Source organism: Bradyrhizobium jicamae (assembly GCF_018130215.1).
Lineage (GTDB): Bacteria > Pseudomonadota > Alphaproteobacteria > Rhizobiales > Xanthobacteraceae > Bradyrhizobium > Bradyrhizobium jicamae_A.
This window is the reverse complement of sequence record NZ_JAFCKQ010000046.1, coordinates 1-25,571: the sequence shown is the minus strand read 5'-3', so window position 1 is coordinate 25,571 and position 25,571 is coordinate 1. Positions and strand designations below refer to the sequence as shown.

24 protein-coding genes are annotated in these 25,571 nt (G+C 64.9%); 4 read left to right on the top strand and 20 right to left on the bottom strand.

Features of this window, described 5'->3' with window-relative positions; translation table 11 throughout:
* Nucleotides 1-4 precede the first annotated feature (4 nt).
* From JQ586_RS32425 to JQ586_RS32405, 5 genes are all read right to left on the bottom strand, one after another.
* The gene (locus tag JQ586_RS32425) at nucleotides 5-766 is read right to left on the bottom strand and encodes an ABC transporter permease (RefSeq protein ID WP_212398707.1); all 762 of its coding nucleotides are present in this window, start codon (nucleotides 764-766) and stop codon (nucleotides 5-7) included.
* Entirely contained in the window at nucleotides 763-1,686 is a 924-nt protein-coding gene (locus JQ586_RS32420) for an ABC transporter ATP-binding protein (protein WP_212398706.1), read from the bottom strand. The genes JQ586_RS32425 and JQ586_RS32420 overlap by 4 nt, the downstream gene beginning before the upstream one ends.
* 155 nt (nucleotides 1,687-1,841) lie before the next feature.
* Nucleotides 1,842-2,516, bottom strand: a complete 675-nt coding sequence (locus JQ586_RS32415; RefSeq protein ID WP_249148488.1) for an OmpA family protein — start codon at nucleotides 2,514-2,516, stop codon at nucleotides 1,842-1,844.
* Nucleotides 2,513-2,926, bottom strand: a complete 414-nt coding sequence (locus tag JQ586_RS32410; RefSeq protein ID WP_212398705.1) for a hypothetical protein — start codon at nucleotides 2,924-2,926, stop codon at nucleotides 2,513-2,515. The genes JQ586_RS32415 and JQ586_RS32410 overlap by 4 nt, the downstream gene beginning before the upstream one ends.
* 59 nt (nucleotides 2,927-2,985) lie before the next feature.
* Nucleotides 2,986-5,559, bottom strand: a complete 2,574-nt coding sequence (locus JQ586_RS32405; protein WP_212398704.1) for an ATP-dependent helicase — start codon at nucleotides 5,557-5,559, stop codon at nucleotides 2,986-2,988.
* A 287-nt stretch (nucleotides 5,560-5,846) separates the two neighbouring features.
* Here JQ586_RS32405 and JQ586_RS32400 point away from each other — a divergent pair, with 287 nt between their 5' ends.
* Nucleotides 5,847-6,020, top strand: a complete 174-nt coding sequence (locus JQ586_RS32400) for a DUF1328 domain-containing protein (RefSeq protein WP_212398703.1) — start codon at nucleotides 5,847-5,849, stop codon at nucleotides 6,018-6,020.
* Between the two features lie 83 nt (nucleotides 6,021-6,103).
* Here JQ586_RS32400 and JQ586_RS32395 read toward each other — a convergent pair whose 3' ends face one another.
* A complete protein-coding gene (locus JQ586_RS32395; protein WP_212398702.1) occupies nucleotides 6,104-6,616 on the bottom strand; it encodes a thioesterase family protein in 513 nt (170 codons plus the stop codon).
* Nucleotides 6,617-6,748: 132 nt separating this feature from the next.
* On the opposite strand from JQ586_RS32395, the gene JQ586_RS32390 reads away from it, so the two are divergent.
* The gene (locus JQ586_RS32390) at nucleotides 6,749-8,173 is read left to right on the top strand and encodes an FAD-binding oxidoreductase (protein WP_212398701.1); all 1,425 of its coding nucleotides are present in this window, start codon (nucleotides 6,749-6,751) and stop codon (nucleotides 8,171-8,173) included.
* 68 nt (nucleotides 8,174-8,241) lie between these two features.
* Here the strand turns inward: JQ586_RS32390 and JQ586_RS32385 are convergent, their stop codons facing one another.
* Nucleotides 8,242-8,613: a Crp/Fnr family transcriptional regulator gene (locus JQ586_RS32385; protein ID WP_212398700.1), complete on the bottom strand. Its 372-nt coding sequence runs from the start codon at nucleotides 8,611-8,613 to the stop codon at nucleotides 8,242-8,244.
* A gap of 41 nt (nucleotides 8,614-8,654) precedes the next feature.
* Nucleotides 8,655-10,277: an inorganic phosphate transporter gene (locus JQ586_RS32380; RefSeq protein ID WP_212398699.1), complete on the bottom strand. Its 1,623-nt coding sequence runs from the start codon at nucleotides 10,275-10,277 to the stop codon at nucleotides 8,655-8,657.
* A gap of 202 nt (nucleotides 10,278-10,479) precedes the next feature.
* Here JQ586_RS32380 and JQ586_RS32375 point away from each other — a divergent pair, with 202 nt between their 5' ends.
* Nucleotides 10,480-10,860, top strand: a complete 381-nt coding sequence (locus tag JQ586_RS32375) for a hypothetical protein (RefSeq protein ID WP_212398698.1) — start codon at nucleotides 10,480-10,482, stop codon at nucleotides 10,858-10,860.
* A 20-nt stretch (nucleotides 10,861-10,880) separates the two neighbouring features.
* Here JQ586_RS32375 and JQ586_RS32370 read toward each other — a convergent pair whose 3' ends face one another.
* The 12 genes from JQ586_RS32370 to JQ586_RS32315 all read right to left on the bottom strand — a co-directional run bounded on the left by JQ586_RS32370 (nucleotide 10,881) and on the right by JQ586_RS32315 (nucleotide 22,741).
* Nucleotides 10,881-12,491 (bottom strand): acyltransferase, encoded by a 1,611-nt coding sequence (locus JQ586_RS32370; protein WP_212398697.1) that lies wholly within the window; start codon nucleotides 12,489-12,491, stop codon nucleotides 10,881-10,883.
* The gene (locus JQ586_RS32365; RefSeq protein WP_283815506.1) at nucleotides 12,488-13,114 is read right to left on the bottom strand and encodes a TetR/AcrR family transcriptional regulator; all 627 of its coding nucleotides are present in this window, start codon (nucleotides 13,112-13,114) and stop codon (nucleotides 12,488-12,490) included. The genes JQ586_RS32370 and JQ586_RS32365 overlap by 4 nt, the downstream gene beginning before the upstream one ends.
* Before the next feature lie 80 nt (nucleotides 13,115-13,194).
* On the bottom strand, nucleotides 13,195-14,883 hold the full coding sequence (locus JQ586_RS32360) for a SulP family inorganic anion transporter (RefSeq protein ID WP_212398695.1): 1,689 nt from the start codon (nucleotides 14,881-14,883) through the stop codon (nucleotides 13,195-13,197).
* Nucleotides 14,884-14,980: 97 nt separating this feature from the next.
* Nucleotides 14,981-15,970: a hypothetical protein gene (locus tag JQ586_RS32355; protein WP_249148487.1), complete on the bottom strand. Its 990-nt coding sequence runs from the start codon at nucleotides 15,968-15,970 to the stop codon at nucleotides 14,981-14,983.
* The gene (locus JQ586_RS32350) at nucleotides 15,967-16,716 is read right to left on the bottom strand and encodes a creatininase family protein (protein WP_212398694.1); all 750 of its coding nucleotides are present in this window, start codon (nucleotides 16,714-16,716) and stop codon (nucleotides 15,967-15,969) included. The genes JQ586_RS32355 and JQ586_RS32350 overlap by 4 nt, the downstream gene beginning before the upstream one ends.
* A 12-nt stretch (nucleotides 16,717-16,728) precedes the next feature.
* Complete coding sequence (locus JQ586_RS32345) at nucleotides 16,729-17,514, bottom strand: DNA-binding domain-containing protein (RefSeq protein WP_212398693.1); 786 nt, start codon at nucleotides 17,512-17,514, stop codon at nucleotides 16,729-16,731.
* Nucleotides 17,511-18,413, bottom strand: coding sequence for a DUF692 domain-containing protein (locus JQ586_RS32340; RefSeq protein ID WP_212398692.1), 903 nt, complete (start codon nucleotides 18,411-18,413; stop codon nucleotides 17,511-17,513). Before JQ586_RS32340 ends, JQ586_RS32345 begins: the two co-directional genes overlap by 4 nt.
* 98 nt (nucleotides 18,414-18,511) lie before the next feature.
* Nucleotides 18,512-18,769: a hypothetical protein gene (locus JQ586_RS32335; RefSeq protein WP_212398691.1), complete on the bottom strand. Its 258-nt coding sequence runs from the start codon at nucleotides 18,767-18,769 to the stop codon at nucleotides 18,512-18,514.
* Nucleotides 18,770-18,955: 186 nt separating this feature from the next.
* Complete coding sequence (locus tag JQ586_RS32330) at nucleotides 18,956-19,219, bottom strand: hypothetical protein (protein WP_212398690.1); 264 nt, start codon at nucleotides 19,217-19,219, stop codon at nucleotides 18,956-18,958.
* A gap of 318 nt (nucleotides 19,220-19,537) precedes the next feature.
* On the bottom strand, nucleotides 19,538-21,328 hold the full coding sequence (locus tag JQ586_RS32325) for a thioredoxin domain-containing protein (RefSeq protein ID WP_212398689.1): 1,791 nt from the start codon (nucleotides 21,326-21,328) through the stop codon (nucleotides 19,538-19,540).
* Nucleotides 21,329-21,416: 88 nt separating this feature from the next.
* Nucleotides 21,417-21,881, bottom strand: a complete 465-nt coding sequence (locus JQ586_RS32320; RefSeq protein WP_212398688.1) for a DoxX family protein — start codon at nucleotides 21,879-21,881, stop codon at nucleotides 21,417-21,419.
* Between the two features lie 128 nt (nucleotides 21,882-22,009).
* Nucleotides 22,010-22,741, bottom strand: a complete 732-nt coding sequence (locus JQ586_RS32315) for a cytochrome c biogenesis CcdA family protein (RefSeq protein ID WP_212398687.1) — start codon at nucleotides 22,739-22,741, stop codon at nucleotides 22,010-22,012.
* A gap of 190 nt (nucleotides 22,742-22,931) precedes the next feature.
* Between JQ586_RS32315 and JQ586_RS32310 the strand changes: the two genes are divergently transcribed.
* Nucleotides 22,932-24,977, top strand: coding sequence for an adenylate/guanylate cyclase domain-containing protein (locus JQ586_RS32310; RefSeq protein ID WP_212398686.1), 2,046 nt, complete (start codon nucleotides 22,932-22,934; stop codon nucleotides 24,975-24,977).
* Nucleotides 24,978-25,571 lie beyond the last annotated feature (594 nt).

Below are 25,571 nucleotides of genomic sequence, written 5' to 3'. Positions count from 1 at the left end.
CAAGTCAGTTCTTCAGGCGGTAGCCGGTGCGGAAGATCCAGGCCACGATCGCCATGCAGGCGACGAGGAAGCACACCGTCATGCCGAGGCTCAAGGCAACGCTGACGTCGGCGATCTCGTAGAAGCTCCAGCGGAAGCCGGAGATCAGATAGACGACGGGATTGAGCAGCGTGAGGGTGCGCCAGCCCGACGGCAGCATGTTCACCGAATAGAAGCTGCCGCCGAGGAAGGTCAGCGGCGTCACCACCAGCATCGGGATCATCTGCAGCTTCTCGAAGCCGTCGGCCCAGATGCCGATGATGAACCCGAACAGGCTGAAGGTGACGGCCGTCAGCACCAGGAAGGTCAGCATCCAGATCGGATGATTGACATGCAGTGGCACGAAAAGCCCGGCGGTGGCCAGGATGATCAGGCCGAGGATGATCGACTTGGTGGCGGCCGCGCCGACATAGCCGATCACGATCTCCAGGTAGGAGATCGGTGCCGACAGGATCTCGTAGATGGTGCCGACGAATTTCGGGAAGTAGATGCCGAACGAGGCGTTGGAGATGCTCTGGGTCAGGACCGACAGCATCACCAGACCCGGCACGATGAAGGTGCCGTAGCTGACGCCCTCGACCTGGGTGATGCGCGAGCCGATCGCCGCACCGAACACCACGAAATAAAGCGAGGTCGACACCACGGGCGACACGATGCTTTGCAGCAGCGTGCGCCAGGTGCGCGCCATTTCGAACAGATAGATGGCCCTGATGGCGCGAAAGTTCATGGCGCCCTCACGAGGCTGACGAAGATGTCTTCGAGTGAGGATTGCCTGGTGTCGAGATCCGAGATGCGGACGCCGGCATTGCGGAGGTCGCTGAGCAGGCTGGTGATCCCCGTGCGTTCACCCTTGGTGTCGTAGTCGTAGGTCACCGCGCGGCCGTCGCTGGAGAGTTCGAGGTTGTAGGCGGCCAGCGCCGGCGGCACGCAGTCGAGCCTGCCCTGCAGTTGCAGCGTGAGCTGCTTCCGGCCGAGCTTCTGCATCAGGGTCGTCTTGTTCTCGATCAGGATGATCTCGCCCTTGTTGATGACGCCGATGCGGTCGGCCATCTCCTCGGCTTCCTCGATGTAATGCGTGGTCAGGATGATGGTGACGCCGGACGCCTGCAGTGCGCGCACCACCTCCCACATGCCCTTGCGCAGCTCGACGTCGACGCCGGCGGTGGGTTCGTCGAGGAACAGGATCTGCGGCTCGTGCGACAGCGCCTTCGCGATCATCACGCGGCGCTTCATGCCGCCTGACAGCGTCACGATCTTGTTGTCCTTCTTGTCCCACAGCGAGAGGTCCTTCAGCACCTTCTCGATATGGGCGGGGTTCTTCGGCTTGCCGAACAGGCCGCGGCTGAAGCTCACGGTGGCCCACACAGACTCGAACGCGTCGGTGTGCAGTTCCTGCGGCACCAGCCCGATCATCGACCGCGCGGCGCGATAGTCGCTGACGATATCGTGGCCGGCGACCGCGATCTTGCCCTGGCTCGGATTTGCGATGCCGCAGATGATGCTGATCAGCGTGGTCTTGCCGGCGCCGTTCGGCCCCAGCAGCGCGAAGATCTCGCCCTTGTTGATCTCCAGATTGATGTTGTTCAGCGCCTTGAAACCGGAGCCGTAGGTTTTCGACAGGTTGGAAACGGAGATGATCGGCGACATGGGGGCGGAGGCGTGGTGGGATGGGGCTGAGGCGCGCTGATTTGCGGCCCGAAAGCGGGCGGAGACGGGGCCTAGCGCAGATAGGGACGCGCGATCCGTTCTGCAATCACCAGGCCGACTAGAAATCTATCCTGCGGTGTGTAAAAGCGCCCGCTTCAGCGCTTCTTCGCGGGCTTCTTGGCGGCGGGCGCTGCCGGTGCCGGATGCGCGGGCGGCGGCTCGGTGTCGGCGACCCTGGAAATGGTCATGATCTGGATCTGGTTGTTGACCGGGGCACCGGGATGGGCGGGATCCAGCAGTTGCTCTTCGCCGAGCCCGATCGACTGCACGCGCTTGGCCGAGATCTTGAAGGTGTTGATGAGGATGTCGCGGATCGCGTCCGCGCGCCGCTGGCTCAGCACCGCGTTGTTCTCGCGCCTGCCGCTCGATTCGATGTGGCCGACGACCAGGAAGTTGTACGGCAACAGCGAGGCATGCGTCAGCGCGTCGGCGATGCGGCCGACGGTCTGGTACGACTCCGGCAGCACGATCGGCGTGTCGACGTCGAACTGGATGTCGAGACTGGCCGTCGGCAGGCTGGTCAGGTTGGGCGCGATCGGCGGCCGCTTCTGCGGCGGCGGCTCGTTCTTCGACCGCGTGCGCGAGCGCTCGAGCACCTGCTGCTTCAGCGCCGGGATATCGATCTCCGCCGGCGTCTCGAAATGGTCGAGCTTGGCGATGATGTCGTCGCGCGTCACCTGCTGCGCGCGGGCCGGCGCGTGCGCCGTCGCCAGCAGCAGCGCAGCGAGCAGGACGCCGTCGCGCAGACCTCGCGTCAGCGGGCGCATCATTGATACCCCGCGTCCGTGATGGCCTGGGCGCAATTCCGGCTCTTGCCCTTGGCGGTGATCAGGCAGGGGACCGACTTGCTGGTCTCCTTGGTGGAGCCGCCGCACACCTTGACGATCTCGAGCCTGCAGGCTCCGGCGACGGTGATGCGCGCCGCGATCCGCTTCTGGATCGCATCGAAGGTCGAGAAATAGGTCGCCTTGCAGTCGGCCGACATCACGTCGCGGTTGCGCGACAGGCATTCCTTGAGGCGGTTGGAGTCGAGATTGACGCCGCGGCAATTGGCGGTGATGTCCGCGCCGCAAGCCTTGGCCAATTGTGCGGCGGCATCGCCAAAGCTCATCGTCTCCGCTGCCGCCAGCGACGGCGCGGTGAGCGCGACGACAAAAAGGAACAGCCCACCCCGGATCATGGAACCATCTCAACCCGTGAATTCAACTGGGGTCAAGGGCTACGAACAGACGAAGTCCGTCACGCCCGCTCCACGAAGCTGTCGACCACCTTCTTCTCGCCCGCCTTCTCGAAGGCGATGGTGAGCTTGTTGCCGTCGATCCTGACGACGTGGCCGTAGCCGAACTTCTGGTGAAACACCCGATCATCCAGCGAGAATTCCGACACCGTGCCGGTGGATTTCGCCACCAGTTCGCCCTCGATCACCATGGGGCCGCGCCTGGCCTGCCCGAAGCCGCCGGAGGTGCCGCTGCGCGAACCTGAAAAAGAGGACTGCCGTTCCTCGAAGCCGCTGCCGCCGCGATTCTGACCGCCGCGGCGATTGGCCTGGGCGCGTTGCCAGCCCGGGGTCGAGTAGCTCGAGCCGAATGATTCGAGGTTGTCGAAACGCGAGGCGCCATAGCCACCGCTGCCGCCCCAGCCGGAACCACCCTTGGATTCCGTGATCTCGACATTGTGCGCCGGCAGTTCGTCGAGGAAGCGCGACGGGATCGTGGTCGACCAGGTGCCATGGATACGACGGTTGGTCGCGAAATAGATCTTTGCCCGGCGGCGGGCGCGGGTCAGCCCGACATGAGCGAGGCGGCGCTCTTCTTCGAGCCCGGCGCGGCCCTGCTCGTCCAGCGTGCGCTGGCTCGGGAACAGGCCTTCCTCCCAGCCCGGCAGAAAGACGTTGTCGAACTCGAGGCCCTTGGCGGAATGCAGCGTCATCAGCGACACCGCCTCGTCGCCGGCGTCGCCGTCGCGGTCCATCACCAGCGAGATGTGCTCGAGAAACCCTTGCAGGTTCTCGAATTCCTCCATCGACCGCACCAGTTCCTTGAGGTTCTCGAGCCGACCAGCGGCATCTGCCGAGCGGTCCTTCTGCCACATCTCGGTGTAGCCGCTCTCGTCGAGCACGATCTCGGCGAGTTCGGTATGCGAGGTCACCTCGGACTGCGCCCGCCAGCGGTCGAACTGCATCACGAGGTCGCGCAGCGAGCCTCGCGCCTTCGGCTTCAGCTCGTCGGTCTCCACCACGGCGCGCGCCGCCTCGAACAGCGGAATGCGGCGCTTGCGGGCGTGGTCGTGCAGCATCTGCACGGTGGCGTCGCCGAGCCCGCGCTTCGGCACGTTGACGATCCGCTCGAAGGCGAGGTCGTCGGCCGGCGAATTGATGGTGCGCAGATAAGCCAGCGCGTCGCGGATCTCGGCGCGTTCATAGAAGCGCGGGCCGCCGATCACGCGGTAGGAAAGGCCGAGCGTGACGAAGCGATCTTCGAACTCGCGCATCTGGAACGAGGCACGCACCAGGATCGCGACGTCGTTGAGGTTCTCGCCTGCGCGCTGCAGCTCCTCGATCTCCTCGCCGATCGCACGCGCTTCCTCTTCCGAGTCCCAGGAGCCGGTGACGGTGACCTTCTCGCCGTCGACATCCTCGGTGCGCAGCGTCTTGCCGAGCCGTCCCTCATTGTGCGCGATCAGATGCGAGGCGGCGGCGAGGATGTGGCCGGTGGAGCGGTAGTTGCGCTCGAGCCGGATCACCTTGGCGCCCGGAAAGTCGTGCTCGAAGCGCAGGATGTTGTCGACCTCGGCGCCGCGCCAGCCGTAGATCGACTGGTCGTCGTCGCCGACGCAGCAGATGTTTCTGGTGGGAGGCTGCGGGCTGCCGTCATTCCGGGGCGCACTGTCAGGTGCTAACCCGGACTCGCGAGATGAGCCCTCTTGATCTCGGGATTCCGGGTTCGCCTCTTCGAGGCGCCCCGGAATGACTGCTGAAAGCGGAAGACCCGGCCGCGACGGCGCCTGCGACAGCAGCCGCAGCCACAGATACTGCGCGACGTTGGTGTCTTGATACTCGTCGACCAGGATGAACTTGAAGCGGTTCTGGTAACTGCGCAGCACATCCGGGTTCTCGCGGAACAGCCGGATATTCTCCAGCAGCAGGTCGCCGAAATCGGCGGCGTTGAGGATCTTCAGCCGCTCCTGATAGGTCGCGTAGATCTTGCCGCCCTTGCCGTTGCCGAACGACGCGGCCTCGCCCGCGGGCACCTGCGACGGCATCAGGCCGCGATTCTTCCAGCCGTCGATCAGGCCGGCCATCATCCGCGCCGGCCAGCGCTTGTCGTCGATGCCCTCGGCCTGCAACAGCTGCTTGAGCAGTCGCACCTGGTCGTCGACATCGAGCACGGTGAAGTTGGATTTGAGCTGCACCAGCTCGGCATGAACGCGCAGGATGCGGCCGCCGATCGAGTGGAAGGTGCCGAGCCAAGGCATGCCCTCGACTGCCTGGCCCAGCATCTGGCCAAGCCGCAGCTTCATCTCGCGGGCCGCCTTGTTGGTGAAGGTCACCGACAGGATTTCCGGCGGCCGCGCGCGGCCCTGGCTCAAAATATGCGCGATGCGCGTGGTCAGCACCCGCGTCTTGCCGGTACCGGCGCCGGCAAGCACCAGCACCGGGCCGTCGAGCGTCTCGACCGCCTCGCGCTGCTCCGGATTGAGGCCGCTGAGATATTGCGGGCCGCCTGCCGCCGCACGCGCCCGCGCGGCGATGCCGCCAGCCACCGGCTGGTGCTCGGGAACGCCGTGAATGGGCTGTTTGCTCGGCTCGGTCATAAGCGAATCGTTTTGGGCCCACGATGGCACCGCGGGACGGTGAAAGGGAGCCTTCTTAGCAGGGATTGCAGGCCATATAGGGCCTCATCGGCCGTTTTGACAGGTTTTATCGAGCCATGCGGGAACGGATTCGCCGGCGGCTTGGCGCCGACCCGGTTCCTGAAGCGAGCGAAAATTTCGCTGTTTTGCGGCCCGGAACCTGCTTTTCGCCGCCGGATTGTCCCAGCAGACACGGCGCTGGCGACAGGCCGCGCAGGGAGTGAAGCGAAAACACAGAGGGTTTCATCATGCTGAGCTGGGTCGTCACGTTCCTGGTCATCGCGCTCATCGCCGGCGTTCTGGGCTTCGGCGGCATCGCCGGCGCATCCATCGAAATCGCCAAGGCGATCTTCTTCATCGCAATCATCCTGTTCCTGGTGTCGGCGGTGATCGGATTGGCGCGCGGCCGCACGCGCGTCTAGCTGGTCGCCTCTTGGTGGCATCGGAATTGGGTTCCCTCCCGCAGCGCAAGCGGGAGAGATGCAGCGAGCCTGCGCTGGAGGATTCACTTCGAGGGCATCGCCACGTTGCGGCCGATGCCGTTGGGCCGTGCTACCGACGCGTAGCTCCCGACGATCGCCTGTGCGCGGGCGCGGATATCAGGCGGAAACGGCGCTACCTTGCGCGCCTGCATGTCGATGTGCAGCGTGAGGTTCTCCGAGGTCGCCGACAGCCAGCCCTCGGTGGCATGGCGCAGCTCCTCGAACGTGTGCAGCCGCTTCTCGTCGGCGCCGAGCAGATAGACCGAGACCTGCACGGGATCGCCGAGATGGATCTCCTGCAAATAGCGGACGTGGCATTCGGCCGTGAAGGTCGAGCAGTGTCGCTCCTTCATGTAGGCCGGGCCGATTCCGATCTGCAGCCACATCTCGTCGATGGCGCGATCGAACATCACATTGTAGTAGGCCATGTTGAGATGGCCGTTGTAATCGATCCATTGCGGGTCGATCTGCATCACCGAGGATTTGAACGGGGCAGGGGGAAGCGGCGTCTCCCTGGCCGATGTCTCTGAGGTCATGATCCATCCCGATTTGCGGCCGTTTCGAGCATGAGCCTTTCCGACGCGCGCGTGCCTGTTTTTCGAGTCTTGCTCTCTTGACCCCTTATACAAGCTTTGTCACGGTCGGCTAAATCCGGGAGGAATTTTGCCGTGGCGACGACGATTTCGAGCAATTTGACGCGACCCGAACCGCAGGCGCTGAAGAGCGCGATCGACGCGCTGGCGGCGCGGTTCGGCAACCGGCTCGTCACCTCGCAGGCGGTGCGCGAGCAGCACGCCCATACCACCACATGGCTGGCGGCCCAGCCGCCGGACGCCGTGGTGATGGCGCAGGAAACTGCCGATATCCAGGACGTGGTGCGGATCTGTGCCAGGCACGGTGTGCCCGTGATCGCGTTCGGCACCGGAACCTCGCTGGAAGGCCAGGTCAACGCGCCGGCCGGCGGCGTCTGCATCGATTTGCGCGACATGAACAAGGTGCTTGAAGTCCATGCCGAGGACCTCGATTGCGTGATCCAGCCCGGCGTGACCCGCAAGGCGCTGAACGAATATCTGCGCGACCAGGGCTTGTTCTTCCCGATCGATCCCGGCGCCGACGCTTCGCTCGGTGGCATGACCTCGACCCGCGCCTCCGGCACCAACGCGGTGCGCTACGGCACCATGCGCGAGAACGTGCTGGCGCTGAAGGTGGTGCGCGGCGACGGCGAGATCATCACCACGGGCACGCGGGCCAAGAAGTCCTCGGCCGGCTACGATCTCACGCATCTGTTCGTCGGCGCGGAGGGAACGCTCGGCATCATCTCCGAGCTCACCATCCGCCTGCGCGGCATCCCGGACACGATCGCGGCGGCGGCGTGCTCGTTCGAGACCGTGCGCGGCGCCTGCCAGGCCACGATCCTCGCGATCCAGACCGGCATCCCGGTCGCGCGCATCGAGCTGCTCAATGCCGAGCAGGTGAAGGCCTGCAACAGCTACTCGAAGCTGTCCTTGCCCGAGACGCCGCTGCTGTTGCTGGAATTCCACGGCAGCGAGGTCGAGGTCGCCGAGCAGTCGAAGAACTTCCGCGACATCGCCGCCGAATGCGGCGGCGGCGACTTCAGCTGGACCACCAAGCCCGAAGACCGCACCAAGCTGTGGCAGGCGCGACACGATGCCTACTGGTCGGTGAAGGCGATCCGCCCCGGCGCCAGCGTCGGCGTCGTCGCCACCGACGTCTGCGTGCCGATCTCGCGGCTGGCGGACTGCGTCACCGAGACCGAGGATGATCTGAAGCGGCTCAATCTGCTGTCGCCGATCGTCGGCCATGTCGGCGACGGCAATTTCCACTGCTCGCTGCTCTGCGACGTCGAGGACAAGGACGAGATGGCGCGCGGCGAGGAATTCATGCACCGCCTGGTCGAGCGCGCGCAAGCGATGGGCGGCACCTGCACCGGCGAGCACGGCATCGGCCAGGGCAAGCAGAAATACCTGAAGGCCGAGCTGGGACCGGAGGCGCTCGACGCGATGCGGGCGCTGAAGCGTGCGCTGGATCCGCAGAACATCTTCAATCCCGGAAAGATCGTCCCGGCGGCCTAGCGGGCTCGATCAAGGCCGGATGCTGAAGGAGCACCCGACGCCGGAGGATGGGCCAGGGCGAGGAGCCGTCAGGCGAAGCCCTTGTTCATGACCCGCAGTCGCTGGGCGAGCGTCCTCATGACCTTGAGGGCGAAATAGGGTGTTTGACTGACGAGGAAGAGAAATTGCTTTTCCGAGATGGGCACGAGCTCGACGTCGGTGACGGCTATGGCCGTCGCGCTCCTTGGCTCGCTGTCGATCAGCGCCATTTCACCAAAGATATTGTCCGCCGAAAGCTCGGCGATGGCCTTGTTGCCGACCTGAATGCGCACATGGCCGCTCTTGATGACAAAGAGCTCGTTGGCTGGCGCCCCCTCGCGAAAGATCACGTCGCCTGCTCTTACGCTGCGTGTCTCGACACTGTTCCCCGTCAAGACGCTAAAGCCTGCATCGGCCGCCATTACCAACTCCCGTGCCGCGAAGGGCGGACGCTTGCGATGGGTTAAAACAGGTGGGCAAAGACGAAGTACAGCGCGCCCGAAATCAGCATGGCGACCGGCAGGGTCAAGACCCAGGCCATTGCGATATTGCGGATCGTTGACCATTGCAGCCCCGACCCGCTGGCCGTCATGGTGCCTGCGATACCGGATGACAGGACGTGCGTCGTCGACACCGGCAGGCCGTATCCGTCCGCCGCCGCTATCGTCGCAGCCGCGGTGATTTCGGCGCAGGCGCCCTGGGCGTAGGTCAAATGCGTCTTGCCGATCTTCTCGCCGACGGTCACCACGATTCGCTTCCAGCCGACCATCGTGCCGAGCCCGAGGGCAATCGCGACCGCGACCTTCACCCAGCTCGGGATGAACTTGGTCGCGTTGTCCAGCGATCCCTTGTAGCTGTTGAGCGTCGCAACATCGCTGCCGCTGAGCCCGCTCTCGCCGCTCTTGGTGAGGAAGCGGAGGGCCTCGGAAACCAGGTACATGTCGTTGCGCGTGTTGCCGACAGTGTCAGCCGGAAACTTCGCGAGCGATCCGTATTGTGTGACCTCGTTGCTGATCTCGTGCATAAGTACTGCCAGCGACGGATAGGTATTCTCGTCGAGCTGACGAAGCGCGATGTAATTGGTCACCGCCGGGCGTGGGTTGCCGGCGATATGGTGGTCAGCGCTCTTGCTCTCGATGACTTTGCTCGCGGCAGCCGAGTTGCTGCTGAACTGCTGGATCTGGCTGGCCGGCATGGAACGATTGAGCGCGTAGGCTGTCGGTACCGTACCGATCAGGATGAGCATGATGAGGCCCATGCCCTTTTGACCGTCATTGGACTCGTGGAAAAAGCTGACCAGCGTGCATGTGAGGATCAGGATGCCTCGAATCCACCATGGAGGGGGCTGGTTGCCCTTTGGCTCGGCAAAAAGCGCCGGAGTCGCGCGCAGGAGAATGGTTTTGAGCCCATAGAGCAGAATCGCCGCGAGCGCAAAGCCGAACAGCGGAGACAGAAGGAGGGCCTTGGCGATGTTGACCGCCTGGGACCAGTCCACGCCCGAGGTACCATCCCGGCCGTGCATCAGCGCGTTGGTGATGCCGACGCCCATGATCGATCCGATCAGGGTGTGCGAGCTCGAAGCCGGCAACCCGAAATACCAGGTGCCCACGTTCCAGATGATGGCCGCGATCAACAGCGCAAACACCATCGCGAATCCGGCGCTGCTGCCGACCTGAAGGATCAGCTCGACCGGCAGCAACGAAACGATGCCGAAGGCGACTGCGCCGCTCGAGAGAAGAACCCCGATGAGATTGAACATGCCCGACCAGATGACGGCGACATGGGCCGGCATCGAGCGCGTGTATATGACGGTAGCGACCGCGTTGGCCGTGTCATGGAAGCCATTGACGAATTCGAAGCCGAGCGCGATCAGCAGCGCGACGAACAGCAGCAGGAATGCCAGATAGGAGGTTTTCCCTATGCCGGTGGCATCGACATCGGCGTAGATGCTGTATGCGACGAACAGGAGTGCGGCACCGATCACCCCCAGGTAGATGATACCCGTCAGAGGATGAAAGCCTTTTTCGAGATCAGGGCCTCTCCCTAGAGCAGGCTCGATCGAACCGGGGTACGCCACATCGCTCATAAATTTTCTCTTTGAAATGCAATTCGCGGCCTATGGGACGTGACATTTGGACTACGGGTACATGTCAGTGATGTGACGGTTATGTGATGGTGGCCGTTTGGCGCCCGGCGCGGCCACAGCTTAAGGGGGTACCACGCCGTCGCCTCAATCGAAGCGTTACTGCGTCGTCACTCGGCGGAGAGATGTTCCGCCTGAGGTCGTAATGAAGGTGAAAAACATCGAGACGGTGCGCGCGCTGTACCTCGCGGGCTCGATCAAGGTGCCGTTCGCTTTGCCTTCGAGAGCGAACGTTGTGGCCGGCATCGATTTAGAAATGGCGGTCCGGCAACCATGGAAGCATCCGCTTGATTTCCGCAACTGGGTTCATGGCCAAAATGCCGGCCGCGTGGAGGACGATGGCAATACAGAAGCAGAGGACGAGGAATTTGCCGAGCACAACCATGAAGAAGCCAACCGGGTTGCGGTCAGCCTCATACTGCCAGACCTCGCCCCGGGTGATCCCGGTGGACAAAGCCGAGTAGATGCCCCACCGCAGCCAAAGCCAACACTCCAAAAACCGATGCGATCACCCATCGAGGCATGACGCCGAGCTCCTCGAATAGGTCAGAGCAGTCGCGCGATCACCGGAATGCGGCGGAGCGCCACAACCATTCCCCAGCTCAGGCCGACCGAGCCGACAAAAACCAGGCAGCCCTTGGCCAGTGGACCTGCCGCGACCGCAAGCAGCGCGAACTGAAGCCAGACGACGACCGGGTAGTGAATGAGGTACATGCCGTAGGAACTGGCGCTGAGGCTGTCGAAGACCGGGTGATGCGCGATGGCGAACCGACGGAAGAGCGCGATGAAGGCAAAGCTGATTGTGCCGCAGCACAGGACCACCGTGAGGTCACTGAGAAGGCGCACGGTGAGAGGCAAGGGCTGATGAGCGCGAACTGCCGGCAGGACGAGCATAATGATGATGGCGAGCCGTAACGCATAGGCGGCAAGCCCGGCTGAAACCCAGATCGGCCATCGCTGCGCCAACCCGGCATTGCGCGCAAGAAAGCCGCCCTCTGTGCCGGCGGCGCCGATCCCCAACCCGACCAGAAAATAGGTCGCATAGAGCAACGGACGGCTGGCTTGAAGCGAAAAGGGACCGAGTGCGAGCCAGCGGTCCGCACCGAACACCAATTCCATTGGGACATAGACCAGCGCTGACACGACAAGGAGTATGGCAACGAAGGCAGTCGGGGAGCCATATGGGCCGACATGCAGCGCAGCCTTCGTATTCGCCGTCCAGCGATGCCACAGCATGAAAGCTCCGGCTGCGACCACATCGAAGACGAGCAGCAGCCCGATGAACCAGGTGGGCCCGCCCGGCCAAAAACCGAGCGATGACCAGGCGCGAGCATAGGCGAGGAGGCCTGGATCGGCGCCGGTGACCGCATAGGATGGATAGTAAGCAAGCGGCATCAGGATTCCCGCGGCGACTGCGAAGGGGACGCCCAGTCGCAAGAATCGATCGCGCAGGAACCTCGCGCTTCCCTTGCGCGCGAGGCCTGGCCAAACGAAAAGGCCTGAGAGCAGGAACATCAGCGCCATGAAGAACGTGTCGTTGAAGACGGCGAGGAGGTCAAACCCGGCCCAGCGCTGGGAATCAACGATCGGCGCAGGCAAGATGTTGAACGTGCTCGGTTGCGCCGGCCACATCACCGCATATGCCAGCACCGAATGATGCAGCAGCACGAGGAGGACGATGAAGGCGCGCAGATAGTCGAAGCTCGCATCGCGAGCGCTCGCGTCGGCGACAGGATTGACCGTGCCGGAATGGATCGGGGCTTTGACGCGCGGAAAGAACAACGCAAGCGCGGGCCGCGTCATCATCCAGGTGAGCGCCAGGAACACCAGTGCCTGGGCGCCCTGTTCGATGCGCATCCAGGCGGGAAATGGGCCGGGCAGCACCGCGACGCCGACAAAGCCGATGCTGCCAAGGGCCGCAATCCACTTCGCGCGCACATAGGCCCAACGCCGGCCGCGGCGCATCTCATTGCCGCACAACAACATGAACAGGCTTACAGCCAGGATAATTGTCGAGCGGATCCAGACCGCCGGCGAAATGCCATGCCGTAAAGCGAAGGCCACCGAAAGGAGCGCCACGCAAAGTCCGAGATTGATCCATTGTGCGCGAATCACGGGCCGAAGCTGGGCATGGAGCGCGGCGGACGGGGTCGTCATGATTGCTTCCGGGTGGCGAGGGCGAATATCGTTGCCAACTCCTTCGCGTGCAGCTTGACGTCAAGGTGGGGTTCTCGCGCCAACAAGGGCGGTACGCCGTCGATGGCCCGGATGATTGTCAGCGCCATCACGCGCGTGTTGAAACGGCGGAATTCACCGGACCGCTGACCGGCGCGCAACAGCTCTTCGAGGTTCGCGGCGCGCTGGGCGAGCGAGTCGGGACCGATGACCAGGCTACCGTCGGCACGGCGCGCACTCATCGCAATCTCGACGAGGGCGATCAGTGGCTTGCGTTGGGCGTTGATGAATTCCAGATCGGATTCGATATAGGCGCGCAATCGTCCGGCCGCCGACGTCTCGGCCATGATGCGCGGCTCCATATGGGCGCGGCCCGCGGCCATCACCTTCTCGATGATTGCGTCCACAATCTCCTGCTTGTTCGGGAAGTGATAGGTGATGACGCCCTTGCTGACGCCAGCCAGCCTGGCGATCTGATCAACCGAGGCCTTGGCAAACCCCATCTCGGCGATGGCGTCGATCGCACAATCGATGATCTGCGAGCGGCGAGCAGCCTCGGCCAACGACCGGTTCTCTGCGGGAGCAGATTTGATCTTAGTACGCATGTACTAAGATTAGTACGACCGTACTAAATCGTCAAGTCAGGCGGGCGGGGCACGTCCGCTCTGTTTCTGAAACACACTGTCTATGCCTGCCCGCCCAGCGCGTGCACCGCTTCGTAGACGCTGTGGAAGACGTGGTCCCTTGGCAGAATCTCGTAGAGCCCGAAGCGCTCGAAGGCGTCCTGCGCGCGGGTCGATTCCAGCCGCGCGATCGCCACCGTCACGCCGTTGTCGCGGCACTCGCGGAACAGATCGTGCAGGGCCTGCGCGGCGGTGAAATCGATCTCGACCACGCCGCTGGCCTCGATCACCAGCAGTTTCGGCTTCGGCGTCGAGGCCGATACCACCTTGAGCACGTCGCTGTGGAAGCTCGCGGCGTTGAGGAAGGACAGCGGCGCCTGCAGGCCGACCACGGCGATGTCCGGTCTTGGTTCGGCGGCAACGTTGCGGCCCGCCGGCCACCAGATCGTGGTGCCGCGCACCTGGACGAATTGCACCAGGCGGCCGCGCGTCGTGGTCCAGATGCCGTGCAGCAGCGACAGCGCGATGCCGACGGCGACGCCTTGCTCGATCGGCAGCACGATGATCGCGGCGGCTGTCGCCACCACCAGCAGGAATTCGTAGAATGACTGGCGGAAGATCATCGCGATCTGCCTGGCGCGGATGATGCGCAGTGCCACGAACAGCAGCACGCCGCCGAGCGCGGCATCCGGCACGTGCTGCAACAGCGTGGCGCCGAAGGCGAGCAGCGCCAGCACGATCGCCGCAGCGAACAGGCCCGCGACCTGCGTCCGGCCGCCGGTCTCCGATACGATGCCCGTACGCGGCGGCGAGGCATTGACCGGGAATGCGCCGAACAGGCCGGCGATGAGGCTGCCGGCGCCGGCGCCCAGGAAGTCGCGGTCGACGTCGGCGGGCTTGTCGGGATCGGACAGGAACGAGCGCGTCGTCGCCGCAGTCTGCACCATCACGACGACGGCGATCAGGATCGCCAGCGACGACAGCTTGACCCATCGCTCCGGCGCGATGTCGGGAAGCGACGGCGTCGGCAGTGTCCCCGGCACCGTGCCGACCACCTTGACGCCCTTGGCTTCCAGATGGCCGGCGATGACCGCGATGGTGGCCGCGACCAGGCCGATCAGCGCGCCCGGAATCCGCGCGCTGATCTTCTCGCAGCCGGCGACCAGCGCCAGCACGCCGAGACCGATCACCAGCGTGTAGGGGTTGGCCTTGTCGAACTCGCTTGCGAGAACGCCGAGCTTGTAGAGCGTCGGCCCGTCCGGCGATGCGAGGCCGAGCACGCCTGATAGCTGCGAGACCAGGATGTGCACGGAGATGCCGGCAAGGAAGCCGACGGTTACCGGCGTCGACAGCAGGTTCGCGATCCAGCCGAGCTTGAACAGGCTGCCGGCCACCATGATCGCGCCGACCAATAGCGCCAGTGCCATCGCGAGCGACTGATAGTCCGGTGTGCCTGCCGTCGCCATCAGCGCCAGCCCGCCGGCGAAGATCGGCGTGATCGTGGAATCCGCGCCGCAGGACAGGAAGCGGTTGGCGCCGAACATCGCAAAGCCGAGCGATCCCGCCATGAAGGCGAAAAAACCGATCTGCGGCGAGAAGCCGCCGAGCCGCGCGGTCGCCATCTGCTCGGGGATCGCGATCGCGGCAAGCGTGAGGCCTGCGATCAGGTCGCCCGGCAGGTTGCCCGGCTGAAAGTTCGCGAGCGAGCGGAAGATCGGCCAGCCGGCGTGCGGTGCATGATCATTGGCCATCGCCTGCGAATCTCTCCTGGTGCCTGCGGGGGGCGGAAATAGTCCGCCATCGCGCGGACAAAAGCCAGCAGAGTTGCGCCCGTGCCGCCGCGAAGTTCTATCGCGACCGCGGTTCGGTGATCGCCTTGCGGATCGCGGCCAGCGGCGCGCCGTCGTCAAAATCGACCGTCTCGCCCTGCATCCTCACGCCGAGGTCGCGCCACAGCGCGGCGAGATCCGGCGTCACCGGCTTTGGCCCCATCTCGTCGTGCAGGTGCTCCAGCACGTCGACGCCGACGGACTTGTCGGCGGTCGAGAGCACGCGCGCGATCGGCCAGTCCTTCTCGTGATTGCCGCCCGCGGCCAGCACGCCGCGCATTGCATCCTGCAGCCCGAGCCTGTTGCCGGTCCGCTTGCGGATCTCGATGTCGGCCAGCAGGCAGAACATCGCGCCGCCCCAATATTTGCGGCCCCAGGTGTCGGTGTTGTCGAGCCCTTCGTCGCCGGCCTGCGGCAGGCCCTTCGGCATGTCGCGCACCATCGCCTGCCAGATCTCGCGCGCGGTGAGGTCGCCGGCCTGCACGCGAGCCACCGGCTCGATATAGACCGCGAGGCCCTCGGAGAGCCAGGCGTAGCGGTCGTCGAGGTCGGGCAGGGCGGTGTGCACCATCTCGTGCACCATCACCCAGTCGCGCCTGAGATCGTCGTCGCTGGACGAGCGACCGATCAGCACGCGGATCGCGGCGCCGCGATAGCCCCAGGTGGTGCCGCCGCGCACCCGCGGGCCGTCGACCGGCACCAGCAGCAGGCGCAGCGACTGCACCGGGAAATGTCCGTAATAGGTCGAGACGGCGCGCGCGGAAGTCTTCACCCAGTCGAGAATCGTCTCCTTCGGCAATGCCATCTCGCCGGGCGCGAAGCCGACATGGATGGTTGCGCCTCCGATCTCGAGATCAGTCTTCGGCAGCTTGTCGAAGGCGTCGTAGGGCATGCCGCCGGCGCGCATGAACTCGGACTGTGCCACGACATGGCAGGACGAGATGGCGAGCAGCACGACCGCGATCAGCATTGCCGCCGCGATCAGGCGATATGTCGAGATGCCCCTCATCGCGACGCGTCCATGGCAGCGGCCGCCTGCTTGTGCAGGTCGTCGAGCAGCGCCGTCAGCAGCACCTCGCCCTTGGCCGCAGTCGCCAGCGTCGGATCGCCATAGCTGCCGGAGCGGCTGAAGTTCGGCGAGCGCGTGTCCGTCGGCGTCAGGCGGCCGGGCACCTCACGCACCATCGCGGGGCTGGCCTCGGCGCGCGCCATGTCGACCATGTCAGGGGCGATCGCCAGCATCAGCGAGGTCTCCAGCTCGTCGGCATGGCTGCCATGGCTCTGCCGGCTCAGCGTCTCGGCGGCGCTGATGTAGCGCGGACCGCCATAGGCGCGCAGATGGTGGACCTTCCATGTATCCAGCCGGATCAGGGCCCGTTCGACCGGGGCTTCGGTGCTGATGCCGGTGTTGAGCACGAACAGCGTGGTGCAGCCGGCATCGAGGATCCCGCTGGCGATCTCGTGGATGACAGCCTCGAAGGTCGATGACGACAGGCTGGTGCTGCCGGGATATTCGACGAAGGCGGGATAGTATCCGTAAGTCACGGTCGGCCAGATCAGCGCATCGATGCGCTCGGCGATTTCAGCTGCGAACCATTCGGCCTGCCGGCGATCGGTGTCGAGCGGGAGATGGAAGCCGTGCTGCTTGGCCGCCGCGCCGATCGGCAGGATCGCCGGGCTGCCTGCCGCAACCCGCCGCGCGACCGCGTCCCAGGCGAGGCGCGCGATGAAATGGCTGTCGTGACCTGCGCCCATGCCGCGGGTCCCTTATGGGTGGACGGACGCTGCCGTCAGAAGTCCTGCCATGATCCAGCCGTGCAGATAGGTCGCGCCGCGCGCCGCGGCGCCATCTGGATCGTCATAGGTCGCAAGCATCTCGCAGAGCACGCCGAACGGAATGCCGTTGCCGGCCTCGTCCCACATCATGGCTTCCTCGACCGGCAGCTCGCGGAACATCGGCGTGGTGTCCTGGCGCCAGATCAGCAGGCGGGACGGCTCGGTGAGCGTTTCCGCCTCAGGCGGAGTCTCCTCGTCCTTCAGCGCCATCCAGATCGCGGCGGCGTTGGTCGACAGTTCGATCCGCCGCGCGCTCGGATGCGGCGTGAACACGAGGCCGTTCCATCGTTCGGGGGCAAAGCCGGCCATCGCCTCCAGCGCCAGCACCGCGCCTTCCGGCGCATCGAAGGCGTCGTTCAGCGCCTGCTCCAGCGCGGCGAGGTCGGCCAGCACGGGGTGATTGCTGTAGGGCTCGCTGGACCGCAGGAAATCCGGCAAGCCCTGCGAGAACCAGCGCAGGTTGGGATGCTCCGACGGCCGCGCCTTGACATAGGCGTGCCCCATCTCGTCGAACGTGTTGTCGCCGAGATAGCGGTGCAGCAGCTCGTGATCGTTGCGCATGGCCTCGACCAGCCGCGAACCGTAGGCATGGCGATACACGCCGAACAGGGTCGCGCGCGTCTCCCTGGGGCTGTCGAGGATTTCGGCCAGGATCGCATCGTCGCCGGCCAGGATGCCGCGCTGGAATTCGCTCTGCTGCCGCGCGAAGTCGCTCATCGCGAAAGCGCGCCCGAGGGCAGCACCCTGTCCGCGATCTCGCGGGTCCTGTTGACCTCGACCATCAGCTCGTCGAGCGGCGGGATGTTGTCGTCGCGCTCGATCATGGTGGAGACCCGGCCGAACCGCTTCAGCGCCGCGACATAGAGGTCCCAGACGTCCTCGCACACCGGATGGTCATGGGTGTCGATGATGTGGGTGCCCATGTGGCTGTGGCCGGCCATGTGGAATTGCACCACGCGATCGGCGGGAATGCCGTTGAGGAAGGCCAGTGGATCGTAGCCGTGGTTGAAGGCGCTGACATAGACGTTGTTGATGTCGAACAACAGCCAGCAGCCCGAGCGGCGCGACAGCTCGGAGAGGAACTCCCATTCGGTCATCTCGGAATTGTTGAACTGCACATAGGTCGAGACGTTCTCGAGCACGATGGCGCGGCCGAGAAAATCCTGCACCAGCTGCACGCGGCCGACGACATGGTCGAGCGCCTCCCCGGTGTAGGGGATCGGCAGCAGATCGTGCAGATTCTTGCCGTGCACGCCGGTCCAGCACAGATGGTCCGACACCCATTTCGGCTGCACGCGCCTGGCGAGATCCTTCAGGGCCTGCAGATACTCGAAATTCGGCGGCGCGGTGGAGGCGATCGACAGCGAGACGCCGTGCATCACCACGGGGTAGCGCTCGCAGATCCTGTCGAGGATGCGCAGCGGCTGGCCGCCGGGCAGCATGTAGTTCTCGCTGATCACCTCGAACCAGTCGATCGGCGGATTGCCGTTGAGGATATCGTCGTAATGCTGTGCGCGCAGGCCGAGGCCGAAACCGAGGAAGGGCGGCCTGGCCGATTGCTGCGGCCGCTCCGCATGCGCCGTCGGGGAAGCGGGCAATCGGCTTGCGACGTTCATGGCGTCTCCGCGCTACTGGCGCCGCGATAACGGCACGCACTGAAACTATCATGGAAACGGGGCCCGGCCTACACCGGGCCCGCGTGACCCGATTCGGCTCAGGCCGGCTCGTACTTGCCCTTGGCGGCGGTGCACTGGTCCTTGGTCATGGCCGAGAAGCCCTGGCCCTTGCAGGCGTTCTGGCCCTTGCAGGAATGGTTGCCGCCCTTGCAGGCGCTCTGGCCCTTGCAGGCGTTGGCGCCGATGCACTTGCCTTCGCCGGCGGCGTAGGACGAGGTCGACACGACAGCGCCCGCCAGGAAGAGAGTGGCTGCAGCGGCGGCAAGTGCGGCTCCGGACTTGGTCGTAACCTTCATGAGCGTCTCCTTGTGGACGATGGTTGAAGGTGCGCCAGCCGCAACACCAGCGGCCGAAGGCTGCACCCAACGACTAGATACGGGAACGACCGGCTCTGGTTACACCGGCAAGCGAGTTTTTTTGAGGCCATCGGATGCACGAAGGCCCGGCGGTGACGCCGGGCCTTTGCCTCAAATGCGGGACGATCAGCCCTTGACGTAGGAGCCGCCGGCCGCGACGCACTTCTTCTCGGTCGTCATCGAGAAGCCGGTGCCCTTGCAGGCATTGAGGCCCTTGCAGGCATTGGCGCCGCCCTTGCAGGCGCTTTGACCCTTGCAGGCGTTGCCGGCCATGCACTTGCCCATGGCCGCGTTCGCCTGTGTCGATGTGGTCGAGACCACGGCGCCGGCGAGGAACAGGGTGGCGGCAGCAGCTGCGAGCGTCGCACCGGACTTGGAATTGAGCTTCATGACGATCTCCTCGATGATTGTGTGACAACAAAAGACATGCCGTGAGCGTCCGGTGACCACGCGATCACAGGCGGCACAGAGAATGGACAGCCGGACAATCAATCACCGCGCAGCGGCGCTGCCGGGGCAGTGCTGCCGCGATATGAATGCTCATCCGGGGACAGTTACGGGACGTAGGGTGAATTGGTTACAGAGGCTGCAAAGAAAATTTTGTTCTTGATCGTCGGACATTCCATCCATGTTGAGCCGCACGATGCCCTGAGTATTTCATTGCGCGAGGCGCGGCCCGCGCTGCGTCGCACAAACGCCTGACCAGGATCAGTTCTGCGCGGCACCAGCGGGCATCAGCCTGGCCATCTGCTCGACATTGGCCTGCAACTCCCCGGCATCGAAAGCGGGGAACGAGCAGATGCGGTTCGAGCAGGCGAACGCCGCGGGCTCGCCGAGATCGGGGTATTCGACGTCGGCGTTGGGCAGCTTGCCTTCGCGCAGATCGAGCCATTCGAGCCGCTTGTAGCGGGCAGGCAGGGCGCGGGCGATCGCGTGCAGGGCCCGGGCGCGGCTGTCGTCCTTGTGCCCGACGATCGTGATGTGGGTCGGCTCGACCGCGAGTTCCTCGTCGGCGAGCAGCACGCCCGGCAGCGGACGCGCCATGTCTGATGACGCTGCGCTGAGATAGCGCATCGCGTGCGCAGCCTGGTCGCGGTGACCAGCGTTGCCGTCGTAGCGGTTGAGCATGTTCATGAAGCGTGCGACCTGGACCTGGTCGTCGATCAGTTTCGCCGGCCTCGCGAACACGCCCGATGACCCTTCCGAAATCTTCGAGGTGACGAAACCGCCGGCCTCGTCGCGGAAGCCTGCGACTGAATCGCCGGCCTTCATCGCCGCCGTCAGCCAGTCGCGATTGCCGGTCGCGGCGTAGAGGTCGAGCAGGGCCTGCCCCATCGCCACGGTATCGCCGAGGAACGGGCCGCCGCGATCGTTGACACCATGACTGAAGCCGCCGTCCGGCCGCGCGCGGTTGGCGAGCACCCATCGTGCCGCGCGCTCCGCGATCGCCAGAACCCTCGGATCGTTGGTGACATCGTAGTAGGCCGCAAGGCCCGAGATCGCCCAGCCGTTCTCGCGCGCATAGAGGTTGGTGTCGATGCGGGGCAGGCCGAGCTTGCGGCGCTCGGCGTCAGGCAACGCGTAATATTCGTGGCCGTCGACCTCGCGGCTGAGATCGGCGTCCTGGCTGACGTGGAAGGCGCCATCCGGGCTCAGCAGGAATGCCGTGAGGTAGCCTTCGATGGCGCGCGCGGCCGCGAGATATCTGGCGTCCTTCCATCTTGCATAGGCCTGGCTGTACTGCCGCAGATATTGCGACTGGAACGACATGATCTTCTCGAAATGCGGATGGCTCCACGAGCCTGCCTCCGAATACTGGAACACGCCGCCCCAGACCGGATCGATCAGCGCGATCGCCGCATCGAGCGTCTGCCGCGCGCGCGTCGCGCCCTGAGCGTCGCCGACCTCGGCGTGCGAGATCGAGAGGTCGAGGCTGTCGGCGTCGATATATTTCTGGTTCTCGCCCCAGCCGCCGAGCTTGTCGTCCCAGGATTCGTCGACAGCCTTTGTCAACCCGGTGCGCTGTTGCTTCGAGAGGAAGGCCGACGTCGCGGGCTTGATCTCGAAGGCCTCGCCGACGGAGGGGCCCGGCGAAGGATCGTCGATCACGGCCTTGAGCAGCGCCTGCATCCGTTCCGGCTCGATATAGCCCCTGATCTTCGCGATCTCGGTGCCGTCGGCGGCGAACACGATGGTCGCGGGCCAGCCCCAGTCGCCGTAGCGGCTCGACAGATCGGGATTGGCGTCCTGGTCGACACGGACGGGAATGTATTTTGCGGCCAGCAGTTGCTGCACCGCGGGGTCGGCGTAGGTCGTCGTCTCCATCACGTGGCACCAATGGCACCACACCGCCTCGAGATCGAGGATGACGAAGCGGTTTTCCGACGCGGCGCGCGCGAACAGGTCGCCGCTCCAGTTGCGCCAAGCCGGCCCGTCAGCCGCCAGCGCCGATGACGCCGAGAGCGCAGCGAGGACGGCGACGGTGCGGACAAGCTTCATGACAACCCCCGAAGATCGCGTGATTGCGGTGAGCTACGCGCTGCCTGCGCTCGCGGCTCGCGATGTCACGGGAATGTGAGGTGCGGTCTTATGTCGATTCCTTCGGATGCCCTGACGCATTGACCAGCAGGCGATCCAGCGAGGCGTCGCCGGGACCGGCAATTGCCAGCCACATGAAGGCGGCGAAATAGGTCGCCTCCTCGAAGCCGAGCAGCGTCTCCAGCGAATCGACGTCGCCCCATTTCGCCGACTTGATCGCGACGATCATCACCACCGCGAGCATCGCGGCGGGAATGCGGGTGAACAGGCCGAGGATCAGCATGATGCCGCCGAAGCATTCGACGCCTGATACGAAGGGGGTGAGGATGTTGGGGAAGGGGATGCCCCACTCGACGAAGTTCTGGGTCACCTGCGCGAGGTTGGTGAGCTTGCCCCAGCCGGCGAGCATGAAGGTGTAGCCGACGATGATCCGCATGATCAGGGGGCCGGCCCAGGCGAAATAGGAGGCGATCCGCGCCGGCAGCAGAATCAGCAGGTTGATGATGAAATTCATGCGAAACCCCTCCCGAACATCTCGCGACGCGGCCGGCGTTCAGCGCGAACGCGCAAAGGCACGAACCGAAAGATACGGCGGCGTCCTGGCAGGAGTTTCGATTGATGCGGCCCGCTTGTTACGCGAGCCTAGCCGATATTTTGCAGCGCCGGGAAGGTATCCAGCAGCCAGATGCTGACGCTGGACACGGCGCCGGTGAGGAAGCCGATTCCGGTGATCACCATCAGCACGCCCATCACCCGCTCGACCGTGTCGAGATGGTGCTTCATCCGCGCGAACAGCGAGGAGAAATGCTTGATCATGAAGGCCGCGAGCAGGAACGGGATGCCGAGTCCAGCCGAATAGACCGCGAGCAGGGCGGCGCCGTGGGTCACGGTCGCTTCGGCCGCCGCGATCGACAAGATCGCCGCCAGGATCGGGCCGATGCACGGCGTCCAGCCGAAGGCGAACGCAAGTCCCATAACATAGGCGCCCCACAGCCCGACCGGCTTCGGCGCCGTCATCCGTCCCTCGCGCATCAGGAGGCCGATCCGGGTCACGCCGAGGAAGTGCAGGCCCATGATGATGATGACGACGCCGGCCAGGATCGAGAGCTGGGCCGACCAGGCGCGCACCAGGGCGCCGACCAGGGACGCGCTGGCGCCGAGCGCGACGAACACGGTGGAGAAGCCGAGCACGAACATCAGCGCCGCAGCCATCACAGCGCGCTTGGACGCTGCGGTCGCGCCGTCCTGGTTGACCTGCTCGATGGTCGCGCCGGTCAGGTAGATCAGATAGGGCGGCACCAGCGGCAGCACGCAGGGCGACAGGAAGCTGACAAGACCGGCGATCAGGGCTGCCGGGATCGAGACGTCGTGCATCAATGGACCTTTGAGGATATCTGCTCTGTCTTGGCGTGTACGCAGCCAACAATCCAGAAGTTTCGTCGTCTCCGTCTTCAACTATGGTCACAGGCCCGTGTCCGGGCGCCGTCCAACGGACCGGCTGGTGAAACAAACGCAGATATGTTCCGTAGTGCGGTTAGGAAACCTGGAAATCCGGACCCTCCCGATGCGTATCGGCATCCGCAGCGCCATCTCCGCCCTCGTGCTGACCTCGATCGTGGTCAGCGCCGTCGGCGTGCATCTGCTCTGGTGGCGCACCGCACAAATGGTGAGCCAGACGCTGGCCAACACCATCAACGACCAGATCGTCTCCGCGGTCGACGACGAGCTGCAATCGATCACGACGGAAGCGCGCTCCTCGATGACGGCGGTGCGGACGCTGCTGACCGAGAAGGTGCTGGACGCCCACGACCCAAGGAAGCGGGAATTCGTGTTCCTGTCGCAGCTGCAATCGCAGCCGACCATCTCCTGGGTCGCGTTCGGCTGGCCGGACGGCGCATTCTTCGCCGGCCACAAGCTCGGCGAGTCCGGCGTCGAGATGCTGACGATCACGCCCGACCGCAAGCTCAGGGACGACCAGTACGACTATGCCGGCGACGATATCAAGCTCAGGAGCAGCAAGGTCGAGGACAGCAAGTACCTCGTCACCGACCAGCCCTGGTTCCGCGATGCGATCGCGGCCAATAACGAGCACTGGTCGACGCTGACCACGCTGCCCCGCGGCGAGCGGCTGGCGGCGATGCTGGCGGTGCCGATCGACGTCGACGGCAAGCGCACCGGCGTGCTCGCGATCATCATCGAGCTGACGCGGGTCTCGAACTTCCTGTCGCAACTCACGGTCGGCAAGTCCGCCGGCGCGTTCCTGCTCGATCGCGACGGCGGCGTGATCGCCTCGCCCGATCCGAATGCCGATGAGATCACCGCGCTGAAGACCGACCATCCGCTGCTGCCGGTCGCGGTCGACGCCATCAGGCAGGCGGGCCCGGCCTACAATCCCGGTGACGGCGAGGTGTTCCGCTCCCAGGTCACGCGTGATGGCCTGGCCTATCAGGCCGTGCTGACGCCGATCTCGTTCCCCGGATGGTCGCTGGTGACGGTGGTTCCGGAATCCGAATTCCTGGGCCCGGTGAAGATGACGATCCGCAATCTCCTGATCGGGCTTGCCGTGCTGATCGTGGGCGCCGGGCTGCTGTCGGCCTGGCTGGCGCAGCGCCTGATCGCCCAGCCCCTGATCAAGGTGGTCGGCGAGATCAGGCATGTCGAGCGCTTCGACCTCGACAAGGTCGCGCGGTATCCGTCGCATCTCGCGGAGATCGAGAACCTCTCCAGCGCGATCGGCGACATGGCGCAGGGGCTCGCCGCGTTCCGCAAATACATCCCCGCCGATCTGGTCCGGCGGCTGGTCAGCGACGGCAATGGCGCGCGGCTCGGCGGCGCGGTGCGGCCGATGAGCGTGATGTTCATCGATCTTGCCGGCTTCACCGGCATGTCGGAGCGGATGGGCGACCGCATCATCCCGCTGTTGTCGCGCTATTTCGACGGCGTCTCGGCGGCGATCCAGAATGACGGCGGCACCATCGACAAGTTCATCGGCGATGCGGTGATGGCGTTCTGGGGCGCGCCCGCGGCCGACCCCGATCATGCGCTGGATTGCTGCCGCGCGGCGCTCGCCTGCCAGCGCGCAGTCGCGGACGCCGGCCTGGTCGACGACACGGGCGAGGCGGTCAGGATCCGCATCGGCATCAACTCCGGCGACATGCTGGTCGGCAATATCGGCTCGGAGGTGCGGCTGAACTACACCGTGATCGGCGATGCCGTGAACATCGCAAGCCGGCTCGAGAGCACCAACAAGACCTATGGCTCGACCATCATCATCGGCGAGGCGACGCGGCGCCTCGCCGGAAGTCGCATCGCCGTGCGCGAGCTCGACCGCCTCGCAGTCTACGGCCGCGCCGGCGGCCTGCAGATCTATGAGCTGCTCGGCCTGGCGGAGGAGGGCGCGGCATCGCCCGATTGGGTGCAGTCCTACGAGGCCGGCCTCGCCGCCTGGCGCGCCGGCGATTTCACCGCGGCGATCTCGGCGTTCGAGAAGACGTCGGCGCTGCGCGGCGGCGACGCCGCGTCCACGCTGATGATTGCCCGCTGTCAGCACCAGCTCGCCAATCCCACCGACGCGGAATGGGACGGCACGGCGGTGGCGCGGTCGAAATAGCGAAGATGCCTCCCTCCGTATCGTGCGTCAGGTGAGCACGTATCTCAGGCTCCCTCTCCCCTTGCGGGAGAGGGTGGGGAGAGGGGGGGCCCGGTCGAGATGGTCGATGAGTGCATCGCTCCTTCAATCTTTCATCGCTTGTCTTCGCAATGCGTACGGAGAGTGTACGGCGTGTGGCACCCCTCTCCCTAACCCTCCCCCGCAAGGGGGGAGGGAACCCTCGCGCTAGTGCGTCCCTCACCTGCCAAGCACTGATTTGCCCGACGGCGCAAGCCTCTCACGCAAAAATATTTCGGTTTATCGTAACGTCAGATCAGTGTATAGAGTTTCCCGTCTCACCCGCTCGAGGGGCGCTCGCGATCGTCACGAACGTGGTGGTGGGATGCGGTGGACGTTGCATGCGTGGCTGACGAGAGCGCATGTGGCGGACGGCGAAATCGTGCAGGCCTGACGCCCTGGTGGCAGGTGTCCTCTCGTGAAGCGTGCGCAAGCATCTTTGCGAAAGCGGTGACAAAACAGCCCAGTCTCGCCGGGGAGAGCACGTATAAGCCGTAACCCATCGCGCAGGGAAAGCCGGGTTGTTCCCGGTTACAC